Source organism: Methanocalculus alkaliphilus (genome assembly GCF_024170505.1).
Lineage (GTDB): Archaea > Halobacteriota > Methanomicrobia > Methanomicrobiales > Methanocorpusculaceae > Methanocalculus > Methanocalculus alkaliphilus.
This window is the reverse complement of sequence record NZ_JALJYG010000007.1, coordinates 37,592-52,472: the sequence shown is the minus strand read 5'-3', so window position 1 is coordinate 52,472 and position 14,881 is coordinate 37,592. Positions and strand designations below refer to the sequence as shown.

At 60.3% G+C, this 14,881-nt stretch carries 17 protein-coding genes; 11 read left to right on the top strand and 6 right to left on the bottom strand.

Annotation, left to right across the window (positions count from 1 at the left end):
* Positions 1 to 22: 22 nt before the first annotated feature.
* Complete coding sequence (locus J2T58_RS06575) at positions 23 to 484, bottom strand: hypothetical protein (RefSeq protein WP_253488318.1); 462 nt, start codon at positions 482 to 484, stop codon at positions 23 to 25.
* A gap of 173 nt (positions 485 to 657) precedes the next feature.
* Between J2T58_RS06575 and J2T58_RS06570 the strand changes: the two genes are divergently transcribed.
* Positions 658 to 1,575: a tetratricopeptide repeat protein gene (locus J2T58_RS06570; protein WP_253488317.1), complete on the top strand. Its 918-nt coding sequence runs from the start codon at positions 658 to 660 to the stop codon at positions 1,573 to 1,575.
* 2 nt (positions 1,576 to 1,577) lie between these two features.
* Here the strand turns inward: J2T58_RS06570 and J2T58_RS06565 are convergent, their stop codons facing one another.
* The 3 genes from J2T58_RS06565 to J2T58_RS06555 form a co-directional block, all read right to left on the bottom strand.
* The gene (locus tag J2T58_RS06565; protein WP_253488316.1) at positions 1,578 to 1,991 is read right to left on the bottom strand and encodes a rhodanese-like domain-containing protein; all 414 of its coding nucleotides are present in this window, start codon (positions 1,989 to 1,991) and stop codon (positions 1,578 to 1,580) included.
* Between the two features lie 6 nt (positions 1,992 to 1,997).
* Positions 1,998 to 2,684 (bottom strand): glycerophosphodiester phosphodiesterase, encoded by a 687-nt coding sequence (locus J2T58_RS06560; RefSeq protein WP_253488315.1) that lies wholly within the window; start codon positions 2,682 to 2,684, stop codon positions 1,998 to 2,000.
* Positions 2,685 to 2,780: 96 nt separating this feature from the next.
* Complete coding sequence (locus J2T58_RS06555; protein ID WP_253488314.1) at positions 2,781 to 4,346, bottom strand: beta-ribofuranosylaminobenzene 5'-phosphate synthase; 1,566 nt, start codon at positions 4,344 to 4,346, stop codon at positions 2,781 to 2,783.
* Between the two features lie 86 nt (positions 4,347 to 4,432).
* Here J2T58_RS06555 and J2T58_RS06550 point away from each other — a divergent pair, with 86 nt between their 5' ends.
* From J2T58_RS06550 to J2T58_RS06505, 10 genes are all read left to right on the top strand, one after another.
* Positions 4,433 to 4,882, top strand: coding sequence for a PPC domain-containing DNA-binding protein (locus J2T58_RS06550; RefSeq protein WP_253488313.1), 450 nt, complete (start codon positions 4,433 to 4,435; stop codon positions 4,880 to 4,882).
* Positions 4,883 to 5,001: 119 nt separating this feature from the next.
* Complete coding sequence (locus J2T58_RS06545) at positions 5,002 to 5,568, top strand: SAM-dependent methyltransferase (protein WP_253488312.1); 567 nt, start codon at positions 5,002 to 5,004, stop codon at positions 5,566 to 5,568.
* Complete coding sequence (locus tag J2T58_RS06540; protein ID WP_253488311.1) at positions 5,565 to 6,473, top strand: nicotianamine synthase family protein; 909 nt, start codon at positions 5,565 to 5,567, stop codon at positions 6,471 to 6,473. The genes J2T58_RS06545 and J2T58_RS06540 overlap by 4 nt, the downstream gene beginning before the upstream one ends.
* Entirely contained in the window at positions 6,437 to 8,167 is a 1,731-nt protein-coding gene (locus J2T58_RS06535; RefSeq protein WP_253488310.1) for a FeoB small GTPase domain-containing protein, read from the top strand. Before J2T58_RS06540 ends, J2T58_RS06535 begins: the two co-directional genes overlap by 37 nt.
* Positions 8,167 to 9,177, top strand: coding sequence for a lysylphosphatidylglycerol synthase transmembrane domain-containing protein (locus J2T58_RS06530; RefSeq protein ID WP_253488309.1), 1,011 nt, complete (start codon positions 8,167 to 8,169; stop codon positions 9,175 to 9,177). The genes J2T58_RS06535 and J2T58_RS06530 overlap by 1 nt, the downstream gene beginning before the upstream one ends.
* Before the next feature lie 86 nt (positions 9,178 to 9,263).
* Positions 9,264 to 9,518, top strand: coding sequence for a FeoA family protein (locus J2T58_RS06525; RefSeq protein ID WP_253488308.1), 255 nt, complete (start codon positions 9,264 to 9,266; stop codon positions 9,516 to 9,518).
* 1 nt (position 9,519) lies between these two features.
* Positions 9,520 to 9,759 (top strand): FeoA family protein, encoded by a 240-nt coding sequence (locus J2T58_RS06520; protein WP_253488307.1) that lies wholly within the window; start codon positions 9,520 to 9,522, stop codon positions 9,757 to 9,759.
* Complete coding sequence (gene feoB, locus J2T58_RS06515) at positions 9,756 to 11,756, top strand: ferrous iron transport protein B (RefSeq protein WP_253488306.1); 2,001 nt, start codon at positions 9,756 to 9,758, stop codon at positions 11,754 to 11,756. The genes J2T58_RS06520 and feoB overlap by 4 nt, the downstream gene beginning before the upstream one ends.
* Positions 11,757 to 11,759: 3 nt before the next feature.
* Entirely contained in the window at positions 11,760 to 12,200 is a 441-nt protein-coding gene (locus tag J2T58_RS06510; RefSeq protein WP_253488305.1) for a hypothetical protein, read from the top strand.
* 1 nt (position 12,201) lies between these two features.
* Complete coding sequence (locus J2T58_RS06505; RefSeq protein ID WP_253488304.1) at positions 12,202 to 12,459, top strand: hypothetical protein; 258 nt, start codon at positions 12,202 to 12,204, stop codon at positions 12,457 to 12,459.
* Here the strand turns inward: J2T58_RS06505 and J2T58_RS06500 are convergent.
* Together J2T58_RS06500 and J2T58_RS06495 are read right to left on the bottom strand one after the other, a co-directional pair.
* Entirely contained in the window at positions 12,443 to 14,128 is a 1,686-nt protein-coding gene (locus J2T58_RS06500; protein ID WP_253488303.1) for a serine hydrolase domain-containing protein, read from the bottom strand. The two genes, J2T58_RS06505 and J2T58_RS06500, sit on opposite strands and share 17 nt — an antisense overlap.
* The gene (locus J2T58_RS06495) at positions 14,125 to 14,817 is read right to left on the bottom strand and encodes a SagB/ThcOx family dehydrogenase (RefSeq protein WP_253488302.1); all 693 of its coding nucleotides are present in this window, start codon (positions 14,815 to 14,817) and stop codon (positions 14,125 to 14,127) included. Before J2T58_RS06495 ends, J2T58_RS06500 begins: the two co-directional genes overlap by 4 nt.
* Positions 14,818 to 14,881 lie beyond the last annotated feature (64 nt).

Below are 14,881 nucleotides of genomic sequence, written 5' to 3'. Positions count from 1 at the left end.
GTACTTAAGATCTACCCGTCATTCAGAAGAGGAGCCAGGCGGCTCCGGCCGCAAAGATGAGGCTGTAGAGGAGCATCTCGGACTGGAACTTCAGAAACCCCGAACGCGAGAGGTACTTCCGCTTCATGTAGATGAGCCCCTCGATATTGTCCGGACAGGGTGCCGCCGAGCCGATGTGGGTATAGACGAAGGCCAGGCCGAAGAAGAAGAGGAACCTGAGGATCGGATCCAGCTCTCCAAGCGGCGTCAGGATCGGGTAGAGGACGAGCGAGAGGAGGAGACCCCGAAGGAGGTTTCCGGGCAGAAACCACCGGGTGACATGGCCGGCCTCCTCAGCAACCGACATATCATTGAGATAGTCCATCAGCCGGCTCTTCCCTTCGTAGATATCGGAACTGACCCGAAGGATCAGGGCACCGGCTATCATGTATGCCCCTGCATGGATCAGCATGAAGAGGAGGCTGAATCTGAGATACTCAAACATTCCGGGCCTCGTTGCTATGCAGGCCCTCCGCCCTGCAGTTCTTCCTGTCTGGGTGGGATCTCCAGATAATGATTTCCTTTGTGGGAAACGAAGAAGATCAATTTTATTGCATCAGATGGAGAAAATACAACTGCGGAGGCTGCACCATCAACCCAAAAGTACTCAGCCAGAAGATGGAACGAGGCGATACCGCTCTTCAGACCGGACAATATGAGGAGGCGATCAGAATATACGGTGAAATCCTCGCAAAGAGACCGGATCATGCAGGATTGTGGCTGAGGAAGGCATCTGCCCTTGTCGCCCTGGACCGCTACGAGGAGGCTCTCGAGGCCTATGACCGGGCAGGTACAATACATCCCCTTGATCCAGCGGTCTGGATCGGCAAAGCAATGGTCCTTGACGAGATCGGCAGGCATGACGAGGCGGCCGCATCGCTTGCCCGGGCGGAAGAGATCGACCCCGATCATCCCTATCTTCAGCAGGCAAAGCAGGTACTCTCTCCTATGGAGAGTGACCCCGACGATCCGGATGCATTGATCAGGGAGGGGCTCACCCATCATAGAAGGAGAGAGTTCACAGAAGCCCTCTCCGCCTTTGAGAAGGAACTATCCATCAGAAAAAACAAGAGAGCGGCCCTTCTCCGGTGCGACACCCTCATCAAAGTGCGGAGATATACCGATGCCGTTGCCGCAACAAGCGAAGGGCGAAGAATCTGGCCTGATGAACCCGGATTTCTCCAGATTTGCGGAGCGGCACTGACGGAGCTTGAGCGGTATGAAGAGGCGATCCCGATCTTAGCCAAATCCATTGAAGAGGGATCCCGGAGCGGGTATGCCTGGCACTACCAGGGGAGGGCCCTGATGGGCGCCGGAAGGCATGAGGAGGCGCTTGGATCCTTTGATACCGCCCTCACCCTGACTCCGGAGAATTCAAACACCTGGTTCTACCGGAGTTTCGTCCTCCGTACCCTCGGCCGGAGAGACGAGGCGACAGCATCACTCAGGGAGGCGGAGAGGCTTGACCCCGAAAACATCAGGCTGACCCTATCCCGGTATATGCAAATGATAGCAGAGAAGGGGAAGCTGGTATAATCTCATATCACTGCACCGCCGGCCCTCTCCCATGCGGCGATGCCACCGCCGAGGTTATAGACCTCGGTAAACCCAGCCTCGCCCATCGCCCGGAGAGCCCGGCTGCCCCTCCCCCCGGTTGCACAGTAGACGAGGTACGGCTGGTCCCGATCAAGCCCCGCGATCCCTTCATGGAAGGATGATGCAATCGGGATATGCACCGCCCCGGGGATATGCCCGGCCTCGTACTCTCCGGGCCTCCTGACATCGATGATGGTGATCGCCGGGTTTGCTTCAAGAAGCAGCATCGCCTCCTCAGCCGTGATCGTCACAAGGACCGGCATCTCATCCCCTCCATCCGGAGCGGTGCATCCGGCGGCCGCGATGATGAGGAGAAGAACGATGCAGGAGAATCCCGCCGTCCGTCGTCTGATCATACAGGATCATCTCATCCCTCCTCCATCATAATATTGCCTTGCACGGCAGGGATCATCGGACGCAACACCATCGATCCCAAGCAATACCGCACCTGCAAACTCCTCGTCGGTATTGAGCGTCCATCCGATGACCAGAAGCCCGGCCGCACGGGCTGCCGCGACCAGATCCCCGTCTATCAGGTCAAACCGGGGGAGGATGGCGGCGGCCGGGAACGAGGACGCCACCTGGATCGGATCCCCCTCCATCGACCGGAAGATATACCCGATCCGTGCATCCGGCAGCAGGGGGGCGATCCGCCGGAGGCAGTCGGGATCAAAGGAGACGATCATCACCTTCGTATGACCACTCGCCTGCACCATCCCGGCGATCAGATCCTCATATCCCCCCTCCTTCAGCTCAATGACAAGGCCGCAGTCCCCAAGATCCAGGGCAAGGACGGACGCAAGTGTCGGGATCACCTCCCCCTCCCCGGCATCATACTGCACAAGGTCCGAAAGGGTGTACGCAGAGACCGGGCCGGTCCCGTCCGTCGTCCGATCCAGGGTCGGATCATGGATGGCGACCGGCACCCCGTCCCGGCTGATACGGAGGTCAATCTCAACATAATCAGCACACCTGCCCCCTTCCTGAAGTGCTGCAATGGTATTCTCAGGCCGGATGGCACGGGCCCCGCGATGGCCGATGATGATCATATGCTACCAGTGCGGGGCTCCGGATAATAGAGATTCCGGAGGGGCCGGGAAGGGGGACCATACCCCCGTCCGCTCGTACATCAGCACAGCAGCGGATCAGACCTTCCTGATGATCGCACCGGTGTTCCTCGCCGCAACCTCCTCCACCGTCCCGCCGATCCCGGCAAGCGCCTGCCGGGCGGCATCGGCAACCCCGGTATCGCCTTTTTCGATGATGGCATAGACCGTCGGGCCGAAGGAGGAGAGGCCCGCCCCGTACGCCCCAGCCTCACAGAGGAGGGCGGGCAGCCGCCGGACAACCTCATGCTGCAGCGCCATCTCATGGCGCTTGAACCCGATCTCCTGGAGCCGGTTCACGGCCGCCCCGAACCGATGTATATCCTCTTCAATGATCGCAGGGAGCATCTGTATCATGACGCGGTGACAGATCTCCTGCACCTCCGAAAGCGGGACAGGGCAGCATGCAGAGAAGATATCGACCTCCTTCTCATCAGAGGCACCCGGCGGAGTATCCGGGGTGATGAGGAGGATCCCGAATTTCTCGGGGAAGGGATGCCTGAAGATGACCGGGGCGGGTGCAACACCCCGTGATGCCGAGGATGGCCGAAACGATGACTTCTCCTCCCCTTCCCCGAACCGGTGGCCGCCGTCGATGATGAATCCGCCGGAATCAAAAGCGGCCGTCCCGATCCCGGATGTCCCGCCCCTCCCGGTGATCCCGGCAAGATCGAGTGCAGATACGTCCCGTCCATAAAGCTCTGCAACCGCCTTCCCTGCCGCAAGAGCGATCTGGGTTCCGCTTCCAAGGCCGGTATGGCGGGGGAGTATTGTATGCAGGATGATCGCCGCCCCGCCGGTCAGCCCGAAGAACCCGATCACCGCCCGTGCAGCCTCTTCTGCCCGATGCCTGCTCTCCTCATCCCCCCCGGTGACGGTGACCGTCCCGGCCGCCCGTGCCTCGACGAGGAGATGGGGGCGGTCGAGCGTGATCCCGATCCCGCCGTCCACCCTCCCGATCCCGCCATGCAGATCGATGAGGCCGAGATGGAGCCGGGCCGGTGCATCCACAATGACCCGGCGGGTATCGGCGAAGGTGCTTGAGGGGAAGATCTCGGTGATCGCCATCAGTGGAGCATCCTTATGGATGATCCGGTACAGCCGGGAGAGGAGCGGCTCACCCGGCAGGATCCCAAAGACCGATGCGAGATGAGCATCGGCCGGATACGACTCGATCGAGAGGATCTCCCGCCTCGACTCGATCCGGTGCTGTTTTAAGATCCTGCCGATGGGAATATCCGCCTTCATCAGATCAGTTGCGATCTCCGGGGCAAGCCGTTCAAGCGGGGTATACGAGATGGCATAGATGAGCGGCCGGCCATCCTCCCCTTCACCGAGATCGACGATCCGGTGGTTCACGGGATCTCCCTCCCGGATCTTCAGGATGGCGGCAACCCTCCGGTCGGCGGGGATCACCTCCTGGAGACGGGTGACCACCCCGATATCGCGTTCCGTCGCCAGGGAGAGGAGGTGGGTCACCGAGCCGTCCGTGCCAAGGAGTACTTTCTGGAAAGGGGAGAAGCATCCCGTCTTCGCCTCGATCTCCTTCATCCTCCGGGAGAGTTCCGGAGCGCCAAGCGGCTGAAACATTTCAGTATCATCCATTCAGATCCGGTATCGGCACCCCCCTTCTTACTTCTATCTATATGTCATCCAAACCCTCTTCTTTGACCAGTGCCGATCTATTCCATATGCAGTATGCAGAAGGGAGGATCGGACGGGTCTTCTTCATCCGGATCGATGACGGCGAGGAGCTGATCACAACCCTCACCGGGTTTGCACGGGACCACGGGATCAGCCATGGGACCATCACCTTCTTTGGGGCACTGAAACGGGCAGGCCTCGTCACCGGCCCGGAGGAGCCGGTCATTCCGCCGGTCCCCCACCATGAGGAGATCGAGGGGGGCTGGGAATGCCTCGGGACCGCGACCATCTATCCGGGAGAGGATGGCCCTTCCCTCCACCTCCATGCAACCGCCGGCAGGGGGCGGGATGCGATCACCGGCTGCCTCAGGACCGACTGCCGCGTCTACCTCGTCGTCGAGGCGGTTCTGTACGAGGCGGTCGGGATCGACGGCAGCCGCCTCCCGGACCCGGTCATCGGTGCGGCACTCCCGGTACTCCGCCATCAGAACCCCTGATCACCATCCTCTTTTCTTTCGGTTTTTCTCTGGAAACCGAAGATCATTCGTATCATCGGAATGGAACCGAAACATCTTCGGCTCGGGGTTATCTATTCCGAACAAGAGAATCAACAGGGATGAAGCGGTACTCAATGGTCGCAAGGGTTACCAGTCTGGTCGAGATGATCGCATCCAAAAACAGTATTCTTTCAGAGATCTATGCCCTTCCATACCGTGAGGTCGTTGCACGGGAGATTGCCCTCGCCGGTATCTCTTCCGATGATCAGGTTCTGAGCGTCGGGTGCGGACCGGTCCCCTTTACCGCAATCCACCTGGCACGGCAGAGCCATGCCGAAGTGATCGCAATCGACTACCAGCCCGATGTCGTCGCTGCCGCGAAAGCCTGTATCCGGAGGCTGGGCCTCTCGGATCAGATCCGGGTGATCTGCATGGATGCCGCCCTGGATCTCCCCGAAGGATTCGATGCGGCCATCGTTGCACTCCAGGCACACCCGAAGGAGGAGATCCTGGAGATCCTCCAGAAGAGGGGGGCTCCGGAGGCACGGTTCATCTTCCGGGCTCCGAGCCCGCAGTTTACCAGCAGATATGACGCCCTCCCCGGAAAGGAGGGGATCTCTGCATGGGTTGAACAGAAAATGAAGACCTTTGACCGCTCGATCCTCTATACGGGAGGCCAGCTATGAGATCGATGTACCGGAATGAACCATTCGGTTCGGAGAATACCAGGCTCCGGCTTCCGAATATCGGAAAGGTAACAAAGAAGATCGAGGATATCGGGAGCAGGTGGCCTGCACTCGGCCATCTCTACAGCACGTACCTCTACACGGATGTTGTCGATTGCGAGGTGGAGCTGGCAGGGCTGAAACCCGGCAGCTCCATCCTTCATATCGGGTGCGGCTCACTCCCCTTCACCGCACTCGCCCTGGCAGAGAAAGGATATGCCGTGACCGGAGTCGATAATGACCCCGCCTCCATCGCGGCAGCCCGGAGGTTCACCGAGTATCATAAACCGGGTGCGGATATCACCTTCATCGAGGATGATGGTGCGTCGGTCGATCCCTCCCGCTACGATGCGATCTGGGTCTCCCTCAATGTCGCACCAAAGGAGGAGGTCCTGAAGAACCTCCTTGCCGGGATGCGGGAGGGAGGTGCGATCATCTACCGCAACCCGCGGGAGAAGAGATCTTCGGAGCTTTATGAGCAGATCCTCCCCGAGACATTCGGTGAAGAGTACCATCACAGGAGAATACCGACAGACCGGGTAAAAGAGGCAGTTTGTATGAGAAGAGCACCGTTTCCTGAAGAGATCCCTGAGGGGTCCAGTCATATCTCCCTTGAGAATCTTGGAACAGACCGGCCGGCAAGGATCCGGCATATCCCTGACTACTCCCTCATCCCGCCCCTTGGACTGAGACCGGGAAAAGAGGTGATCATCCATTGTCGCCACCCGATGGGGGGGCCGATCGTCCTCTCCGTTGAAGGGCGGAGGGTGGCACTGGCACGTGAGTTTGCACGCCGGATTTTTGTTACCGAGGCGGAGGTGACCGACGGGTGGATCAGCCGGAAGGCCGTGGCAGGCAGAGCCTGATCCTCCTCGTCGGCCCACCGAATGTCGGAAAGAGCGTCATCTTCAACAATCTGAGCGGGATGGCCGTCGAGATGGCCAACTATCCCGGCACGACCGTCGATTATACCGAAGGGAAGGCAGTTCTCGGCACCATCCAGGCACGGATCATCGATACCCCCGGCACCTACACCCTCACCGGATCAAATGATGCCGAGGAGGTCGCAGGCGCAATGCTCGAGGGGGACCCGGACCTCGTCGTCCAGATCCTCGATGCCTGCAACCTCGAGTCGAGCATCTACCTTGCCCTGCAGGTCCTTGAGCACCGCCTCCCGATGATCCTCGTCATCAACCGTATGGACCTCCTCTGTGAGAAGGGGGGGGCGATCGATACCGACGCTCTCTCCCGCGAGCTCGGCCTCCCGGTCCTGACGACGACCGCCCTCTCCGGAGAAGGGCTTGAGAGACTCAGATCCACCATCATTGAGGTCCTCTCGGGAAAGCTCGATGCAGAGCCGAAGAGAGAGGTGCCTGCCGAATGGGAGGCGGCCGAGCGGATCCGTGAAGCCGTAACCGGCGCACCGGAGAAACGGCCCCCAACCCGGCGTGAGATCATCGGGGATGCGATCATGCGTCCATGGCCGGGCGTTGCCGTAGCATTCGTCGTCCTGCTCGGCGTCCTGGCAATCATCGTCGGGATGGGAATGGGGCTGCGGCGGTTCATCCTTCAGCCGATAGTTCTTGGATACATCATCCCCTGGATCGATACCCAGGTTGCAGGGATCGTCGCCCCGGGCCTCCTCCAGAATATCCTCATCGGGGAGTACGGGTTTTTGAATAAAGGTATCGAGTGGCCGTTTACGCTGATCCTCCCGTATATTCTCTCATTCTACCTTGCGCTGAGCATCCTCGAGGACAGCGGCTATATGCCGAGGCTCGGCGTGATGCTTGACGGCCTCCTCGGCAAGATCGGGCTCACCGGCCCGTCGATCATCCCGATCCTCCTTGGCTATGGCTGCGGCATACCGGCGATCATATCGACACGGGCACTCCCGTCCCGGAAGAACCAGATGATGATCGCCCTGATGGTATCGCTGAGCGTCCCCTGTGTGGCCCAGACCGGGGCGTTCATCTCGCTCCTTGCGGTACGATCAGTCCCGGCACTCATCTTTGTCGCATTTCTCTCTGTCGCTGCCCTCATCATCACCGGGGCGGTCCTCAACCGGCTCCTCCCCGGAAGGCCGACCCCGATGGTGATGGAGATCCCCGATCTCCTCCTCCCGAAGGCATCGGTTCTGGCAAAGAAACTCTGGATGAGGATAAAACACTATCTTGTTGACGGGGTCCTTCCGGTCATCGGGGGGGTTGCGGTTGCGGCGATCCTCTATGAGACGGGGCTGATGGCCCGGCTTGGAACAGTCATGAGCCCGCTCGTCCGGGGATGGCTCCATCTCCCCGAAGAGGCGGCCGTCCCGCTGCTGCTTGGGGTCTTTCGGAAGGAGCTGACGGTCCTCCCGCTCCTTGAGATGGATCTCACGACCCTCCAGCTCGTCGTCGGGTCCGTCGTCGCCCTCTTCTATGTCCCCTGTGTGGCGATGCTTGCGATCCTGTACCGGTACTTCGGGATGAGATTCACCCTTGCGGCACTCATCCTGACCACCGGGGCGGCATTCCTGATCGGCGGGCTCATCGCCCAGATCGGGGCGGTGATCCTCTGATGGCCCGGCGAGGTGAGGCGGCGAGGCGGATCCTTCTCCTCCTCCTCGGCGTCATCGTGATAGCCGGGATCATCGTTGCCATCGGGGTTGGGGAGATGGTGGCTATCATGAGCGGGATCACCCTCCCCTGGCTGATCGCCCTGACCCTCCTCCAGCTTGGAACACTCTACCTCACATCGACCATCTGGTACCTCCTTCTGAGGGAGAAGAGTGCAGCCATCACCCAGTCATCGGTATTCCTGATCACAATGGCAGGAACCTTCATCGAGAGTATCACCCCCTCGGTGAAACTCGGCGGGGAGGCGATGAAGATCTACCTGATGAAGAAGAAGAGTGCCCTCTCCTACCAGGAGGTGACGGGTGTGGCAATCGCGAGCAAGATCTTCTACCTCGTCCCGTTCCTTCTCATCAGCCTCATCACCATCGTCGCCGCCCTCTTCATCCTGGATCTCCCGGCAGTCGTGTACTCAGCCTTTGCAGGACTTCTGATCTGCTGCTGCCTCGTCTATCTCCTCCTTTTCAGGACCAGAGAGAGAGAGCAGGTACGGGAGACGGGGAGGGATCAGTCGATCATCGGGAGGCTGCGGACCAGAACAGAAGCCGCACGATCATTTCTCAGCAGGTCATCAGGGATGGCGGCAGAGATCGTCAGGGATCCAACGAAGAGTGCGACCCTCTATCTCCTCGCCTTCATCGTCTGGGCCTTCTATCCGGTGAAGGTGTATCTTGTTGCATACCTGCTCGGCTTCCAGGTCAGCCCCATCGTCATCATCATCGCCACCTTCACCGCGTACCTCGTCAGCATGATCCCCCTCCTCCCCGGTGGGCTCGTCACCTTTGAGGGGACGATGGCCCTGGTCCTCGTCTCGGGCGGGATGGCGCTCCCCGATGCGGCCGCAGTCGCCATCATGACACGGTGCATCACATTCTGGATACCCCTCCTCCTCTCTGCGGCAGTCACGCTCTTCTTTATCCAGGAGAAGAGGAGTGAGGCGGTCTTTACAGCATAACCGCACCCCCTGATCTCGGTTTTTCTATGGAAACCGAAGAATGTTCGGCTCCGGCTTATCTTCCCCAAACAACCAAAAGAGTAGTAATGAGTCCACCGGATCCATCACCTGTACCCCTTGATACCGTCATCACCGGGGAGAAGGCCAGGATCGCAAGCGTCCGGGCGAAAGGGCAGCTTCGAAAACGGCTCCTTGAGATGGGGATCATCCCGGGTGCGATCATCGAGTCGATACGGGTAGCGCCGCTCGGCGATCCCGTTGAGTTCCGGATAAAGGGATACAGCCTCTCCATCAGGAAGAAAGATGCCTCCTGTATTGACGTTGTGATGGAGGTGGAGTGAGATGGCGTCATGCCCGCTCTCCCTCATCGCCCCGGGGACGAAGGCCATCGTCACGATGGTGAATGCCGGAGAAGGGCTTCGCCGGCGCCTCTATGACCTCGGACTCGTCCCTGAGGCGAATGTGACGGTTGTCACGGCAGATCGCGGCTCGATCATCGTCTCCGTCGCCGGATGCCGGTATGCACTCTCCCGTGGCATGGCGATGAAGATCCTGGTTGCACCGGAGATGGTGGCGGTATGAAGAAGGCGATCACCGTTGCCCTCACAGGGAACCCGAATGTCGGAAAGACGACCCTCTTCAATACCTTAACCGGCTCACGCCAGCATGTCGGCAACTGGCCCGGCGTCACCGTCGAGAAGAAAGAGGGGACCTGTGAGCATGCCGGCAGGACCATCGAGGTGACCGATCTCCCCGGAACCTACAGCCTGACGGCATACTCGGCCGATGAGGTCGTCGCCCGGAACTTCATCATCGAGGACCGGCCGGATGTCGTCGTCCAGGTGGTGGATGCCTCAAACCTGGAACGGAACCTCTACCTGACGATGCAGCTTGCCGAACTTGGCAGGCCGGTCATCATCGCCCTGAATATGGTGGATGTCGCAGAAGGACGGGGCGACACCATCGATGAGAGACGCCTCGCAGAACTCCTTGCGATGCCGGTCATCCGGACCGTCGGGACATCTGGCAAGGGTCTTGAGGATCTCCTGGACGCAGTCGTCGCAATTGCGGCGAAAGGGGAGAAGCATACCCATACCATCGGATACGGGGACAATGCCGAGGCACTCATCTCCGACCTCGTCGGGATCCTCGATGATGATCCCGATCTCGCTCCCCGGTACCCGCTCCGCTGGCTCGCCGTCCGTCTCATCGAAGGGGACGCGGATATCAGGAGGGTCGTCTCCGGGAGCAGTGTCGGGGATGCCGTCTTTGCACGGCTTGCCGATATCGATTTTGATGAGTACGAGGCGACCCTTGCAGACAAGCGGTACGAGGCGATCGGCGCCATCCTTCCGCAGGCCTGTACTATCTGTGTCCGGAAGATGACCGGATCGGATATGATCGACCGGGTCGTCACCAACAAGTATCTCGGCATCCCGATCTTCCTCGCCCTGATGTGGGGTGCATTCCAGCTCACCTTCGCGGTTGCTGAACCGTTCATGGAGGGGATCGAGCATATCTTCGGCTGGCTCGGCGAAGGGGTTGCCGCATCGGTCGGGACCGAATGGCTCGCCTCCCTCCTCGGGGACGGGGTCATCGGGGGTGTCGGCGGCGTCCTCGTCTTCGTCCCGAATATCTTCATCCTCTTCCTGATCCTCTCGATCCTCGAGGGGAGCGGATACCTTGCCCGCGGCGCCTTCATCATGGATCGGCTGATGTATGCGATAGGGCTGCCCGGCAAATCCTTCATCCCGATGCTGATGGGCTTTGGTTGCAATGTTCCTGCCATCATGTCCACCCGGACCATCGAGGATGAACGGGACCGGCTCATCACCATCCTGGTCAATCCCTTCATCTCCTGTGGAGCACGCCTCCCGGTCTATATCCTCTTTGCCGGTGTCTTCTTCGGCCGCGATGCAGGAAATGTCATCTTCGGACTCTATGTCCTCGGCATCCTCGTCGCCATCCTCTCGGCAAAGCTCTTCAGGAGCACCGTCCTTCCGGGGGAGTCCTCCCCCTTCATCATGGAGATGCCCCCGTACCGGATCCCGACCCTGAAGAACGCACTCCTCAATATGTGGGAGAAGGGATCGACCTACCTGAAGAAGGCCGGAGGGATCATCCTCATCGGTTCCCTCATCGTCTGGTTCCTCGCCTCGTTCCCCGCCGGGGTCGAATACGGGAGCGAAGAGAGTTTTGCGGGGATGATCGGAAAGACGGTTGAACCGCTCGTCGCCCCGCTCGGCCTCGACTGGAAGATCGCCGTTGCACTCATCTTCGGGTTCGTTGCCAAGGAGATCGTCGTCAGTTCGCTTGGTGTCCTCTATGGAGCAGAGGAGGGATCAGCCGCCCTCTCTGATGCACTCCTTGCAGACCCCGCCCTCTCGACCGCCGGCGCCCTTGCGGTGATGGTCTTTGTCCTGCTGTATATGCCCTGTGTCGCAACCCTTGCGATCATCAGAAAAGAGACGGGATCATGGCGCTGGGCAACCTTCTCGGTCATCTATGGACTGGTGGTTGCATGGGTGCTGGCGTTTGTCACGTTCCATCTGGCCGGATTCTTCCTCGGAGGTGCATAAACGATGTCGATATACCAGAAACGGATCTTTGCGGCTCTCCTTGGAGCCCTCTATCTCCTTGCGGGAGCAGCCACCCTCATTGCAGTCGCCATCCCGGAGATCGGGATCATTGAGATCCTCGGGATCACCGGGGATCCCGCAGGCGGGTTCATCCTCATCGTCATCGGGGGAACCCTCTTCTATGGGTACCTGGAGCTCTCAAGAGGGATCAATGAAGGGGTCGCCTTCCTGCATGTCGGGATCGCCCTCGCTCTTGTCTTCGGGATGATCCGGCTCCTCTCGATTGGGGCAGAGTTTGCCACGATGGCACTCTTTGAGGATGAGATGATCACCCTCGGGATGCTGAGGGAGGAGCTGGTGCCGGTCCTGTACCTTGCCGTCATCGCCCTTGCCGGGTTCATCGCATGGGGCAAAGAGTTCTCTGCCGGCCTGCTGCGGGGTTAGGATGTTTGCAGATATCGCAGAGAAGATAGCGGGAGGAGGGGTTGCACTCCCCCTCCTTGCACTGGACCTTGGGATCACCCAGGACCAGCTCAGGGAGCGGCTCGCTATGATGGAGCATATGGGCTATCTTGCCCGGCCGGAGTGTCCCCCGGAAGAGACGGAGAAGGGTGGCTGCGGCTGCTGCTCCGGGTGTTCGAAGGAGTCGGGGGACCGGTTCTTCCTCACCGAAAAAGGGATGAAACTCATCCGAAAGAGATGAGCAGGTTCCAGTACTGGAGCCATCCAAGATAGAGGATCAGAAGGCCGGCCAGAAACCGTCCTTCCTTGTTTTTAAGGAGAGAACGTCCGGAGTAGAGCAGAAGCACCGCGATTGCCATCGGCATCCAGAGGATGACTCCAAAGAACGGCGGGGTGCCGAAGAGGAGCCCTGAGACCTCCATCGATCCGAAGAAGAGGAGGGGGAAGAGGACGGCGAGGCCGGAGAGGATGATGATCATCCGGTACTCCTCCCCTTTGAGACTCCGCAGACCCCCGATGAGGGCGGCCGAGAGGAAGAGGCCGGAGAAGAGGATGAGGATCGCCAGATGAAGATCCGGGATCTCATGCCATGCCGCCTTCCTCCAGGCAACGACCGGCGTCTCCCCCATGAAGAGCCAGTCGTCACCATATCTCGTCTCAAAGACGAGCATGCCGGGGTTGTTGATCCCGAGGAAGTACCCCGGTTCCGCCTCGATATAGATGCCATCCCCGATGATGAGGGTGTCGTCCCGCGAGGTGACGGTGATCACCTTCTGGGCGGGGGCAACGACCCGGATGAATGCCTCAAACCCGGTCTCCGGGCTCCGGGTGGAGAGATAGGTCCCGGTATACTCCTCCTTCGATCCCGGCACCGGATCGGTGATCGCCGCTCCCGGTGGAGCATCCCCGGTGAAGAGGCTGAGAAGGGCATACCGCCTTGATGATCCTCCCACCCCGGTATAGCAGATGAAGATCCCGAGATCCTCTTCGGGGATGATGGCAAGGAGGGACGAGGCGCCGGGAACATCCCCTGAATGCATCAGGATACGGGTATCTCCCCGGTACTGCTCCATATAGCCCCCTTCAGCGATGCCGGGGAGGCGGGGATCATGGGTGAAGATCTGCCTGGATTCGGTATCGGATTCAAGCTCATGGATCATGAAGATCGCCATATCCTCAGCCGTTGCGTACATCCCCCCGGCCGGAAGGTAGGCGGAATAGATGGGTACGCCGCCGGTGAGGGCGGGACCCGGATACCGGGCGGCGAGGAACGGGGGAAGGGGATCAAACCCGGTCGAGGACATCCCGTACGGGGTGAGGATCGTCTCCCGGATGTACTGGCTGTACGGCATCCCGGATACCTCTTCTATAACAGCTCCCGCGAGGAGTGCCCCGCTGTTTGAGTATCCTGTGACAGCCCCGGCCGGCCGGACCCGTGGAGGCTGGTTCTTCAAAAAGGTCTCATATGGTGAGAGAATATCTCCGGGATCCCGGACGAAGAGGCCGGTGATCCGCTCATCAAGGCCGGAGGTATGGGTCATCAGGTGCGTGGGAGTGATGGGATCGGGATAGGTCGGAGGGATGATCGGCTCGGGAAGATAGAGGTTGACATCACCGTCGAGATCAAGCTTCCCCTCCGCTGCGAGCTGCTCCATCGCCTTCCAGGTGAAGAGCTTCGTCACCGAACCGACCGGGAGGAGGGTCACCCTGGGATCAAGGGGATAGCTGCCATGAATCTCCGCGGTTCCGTATCCCTTCAGATGAATGATCCGTCCCTCATGGACAACCGCAAGGACCGCCCCGGCTATCCCGGGATCCTCGAGATCGGCTTCGATCCATGCATCGGGATCGATGGCGGCAACGGGTGCGACAAGGGTTGTGAGAAGAAGAAAGAGGAGGAGCCGGATCATCCGATCCGACCCACCGGCATCAGGTAGAGCGGGGCCTCATCGGCAGGGAGGCCCATCGCCTCCTGGACGGCACGATCATCGAAGGCACCGACCGCGACCGTTCCAAGCCCCCGGCTCGTTGCGATGAGGTAACAGTTCTGGGAGACATGGCCCGCCTCAAGGATGGTGTACCGCTCTGCCCGGTCGCCATACCGGACCCGGAGCCGGTCATACACACCGGAGATGACGAGGGTGACGGGGGCGTCGGCGACCGACTGCTGCCCGACGGCGGCGGCGGAGAGGGCACTCCGGGGATCGCCAGCCTCTAGCAGGGTGATCCGGTGGCCATCGGGGTGGTACCGGTACGTACCGGGGGCGATCCCCTCGACATCCCCGATGGCGACCGTCACCTCAAGCGGGTAGAGGGCACCCGCAGACGGGGCCGCCCGGTAGCCCCGGTTTGCGTCGGTGATCCCCTGGGCCGCCCAGAGGAGGGAGGAGAGGTCGGCGGTACTGAGCGGTTCACTGCTGTAGGAGCGGATCGAACGGCGGGCTTCTATCGCCTCCTCGAGCGAGAGGGTGCCTTCCATATCCGGCGGAGGAAGGCTGATCGCATCGGAGAGGGGGGCAACGGGAGCCGGCTCATCGGCAACCCCGGTGCAGAGGGGGATGCAGGCAAGGATACCAAGGAGAACCAACAGTCGGATCATACCTTCCATTCAGCATCCGGAATAAAAAGGGTATGGGTGATCAGGAGAACCATTATTGTCTTCG

What these genes read in the sequence shown, in the direction of transcription:
- J2T58_RS06570 (WP_253488317.1), top strand. Translation starts at nt 658, where the DNA reads ATGGAACGAGGCGATACCGCTCTTCAGACCGGACAATATGAGGAGGCG.
- J2T58_RS06510 (WP_253488305.1), top strand. Translation starts at nt 11,760, where the DNA reads ATGTCGATATACCAGAAACGGATCTTTGCGGCTCTCCTTGGAGCCCTC.
- J2T58_RS06525 (WP_253488308.1), top strand. Translation starts at nt 9,264, where the DNA reads ATGAGTCCACCGGATCCATCACCTGTACCCCTTGATACCGTCATCACC.
- J2T58_RS06545 (WP_253488312.1), top strand. Translation starts at nt 5,002, where the DNA reads ATGAAGCGGTACTCAATGGTCGCAAGGGTTACCAGTCTGGTCGAGATG.
- J2T58_RS06575 (WP_253488318.1), bottom strand. Translation starts at nt 484, where the DNA reads ATGTTTGAGTATCTCAGATTCAGCCTCCTCTTCATGCTGATCCATGCA.
- J2T58_RS06540 (WP_253488311.1), top strand. Translation starts at nt 5,565, where the DNA reads ATGAGATCGATGTACCGGAATGAACCATTCGGTTCGGAGAATACCAGG.
- J2T58_RS06555 (WP_253488314.1), bottom strand. Translation starts at nt 4,346, where the DNA reads ATGGATGATACTGAAATGTTTCAGCCGCTTGGCGCTCCGGAACTCTCC.
- J2T58_RS06505 (WP_253488304.1), top strand. Translation starts at nt 12,202, where the DNA reads ATGTTTGCAGATATCGCAGAGAAGATAGCGGGAGGAGGGGTTGCACTC.
- J2T58_RS06495 (WP_253488302.1), bottom strand. Translation starts at nt 14,817, where the DNA reads ATGATCCGACTGTTGGTTCTCCTTGGTATCCTTGCCTGCATCCCCCTC.
- feoB (WP_253488306.1), top strand. Translation starts at nt 9,756, where the DNA reads ATGAAGAAGGCGATCACCGTTGCCCTCACAGGGAACCCGAATGTCGGA.
- J2T58_RS06565 (WP_253488316.1), bottom strand. Translation starts at nt 1,991, where the DNA reads ATGATCAGACGACGGACGGCGGGATTCTCCTGCATCGTTCTTCTCCTC.
- J2T58_RS06550 (WP_253488313.1), top strand. Translation starts at nt 4,433, where the DNA reads ATGCAGTATGCAGAAGGGAGGATCGGACGGGTCTTCTTCATCCGGATC.
- J2T58_RS06530 (WP_253488309.1), top strand. Translation starts at nt 8,167, where the DNA reads ATGGCCCGGCGAGGTGAGGCGGCGAGGCGGATCCTTCTCCTCCTCCTC.
- J2T58_RS06520 (WP_253488307.1), top strand. Translation starts at nt 9,520, where the DNA reads ATGGCGTCATGCCCGCTCTCCCTCATCGCCCCGGGGACGAAGGCCATC.
- J2T58_RS06500 (WP_253488303.1), bottom strand. Translation starts at nt 14,128, where the DNA reads ATGATCCGGCTCCTCCTCTTTCTTCTTCTCACAACCCTTGTCGCACCC.
- J2T58_RS06560 (WP_253488315.1), bottom strand. Translation starts at nt 2,684, where the DNA reads ATGATCATCATCGGCCATCGCGGGGCCCGTGCCATCCGGCCTGAGAAT.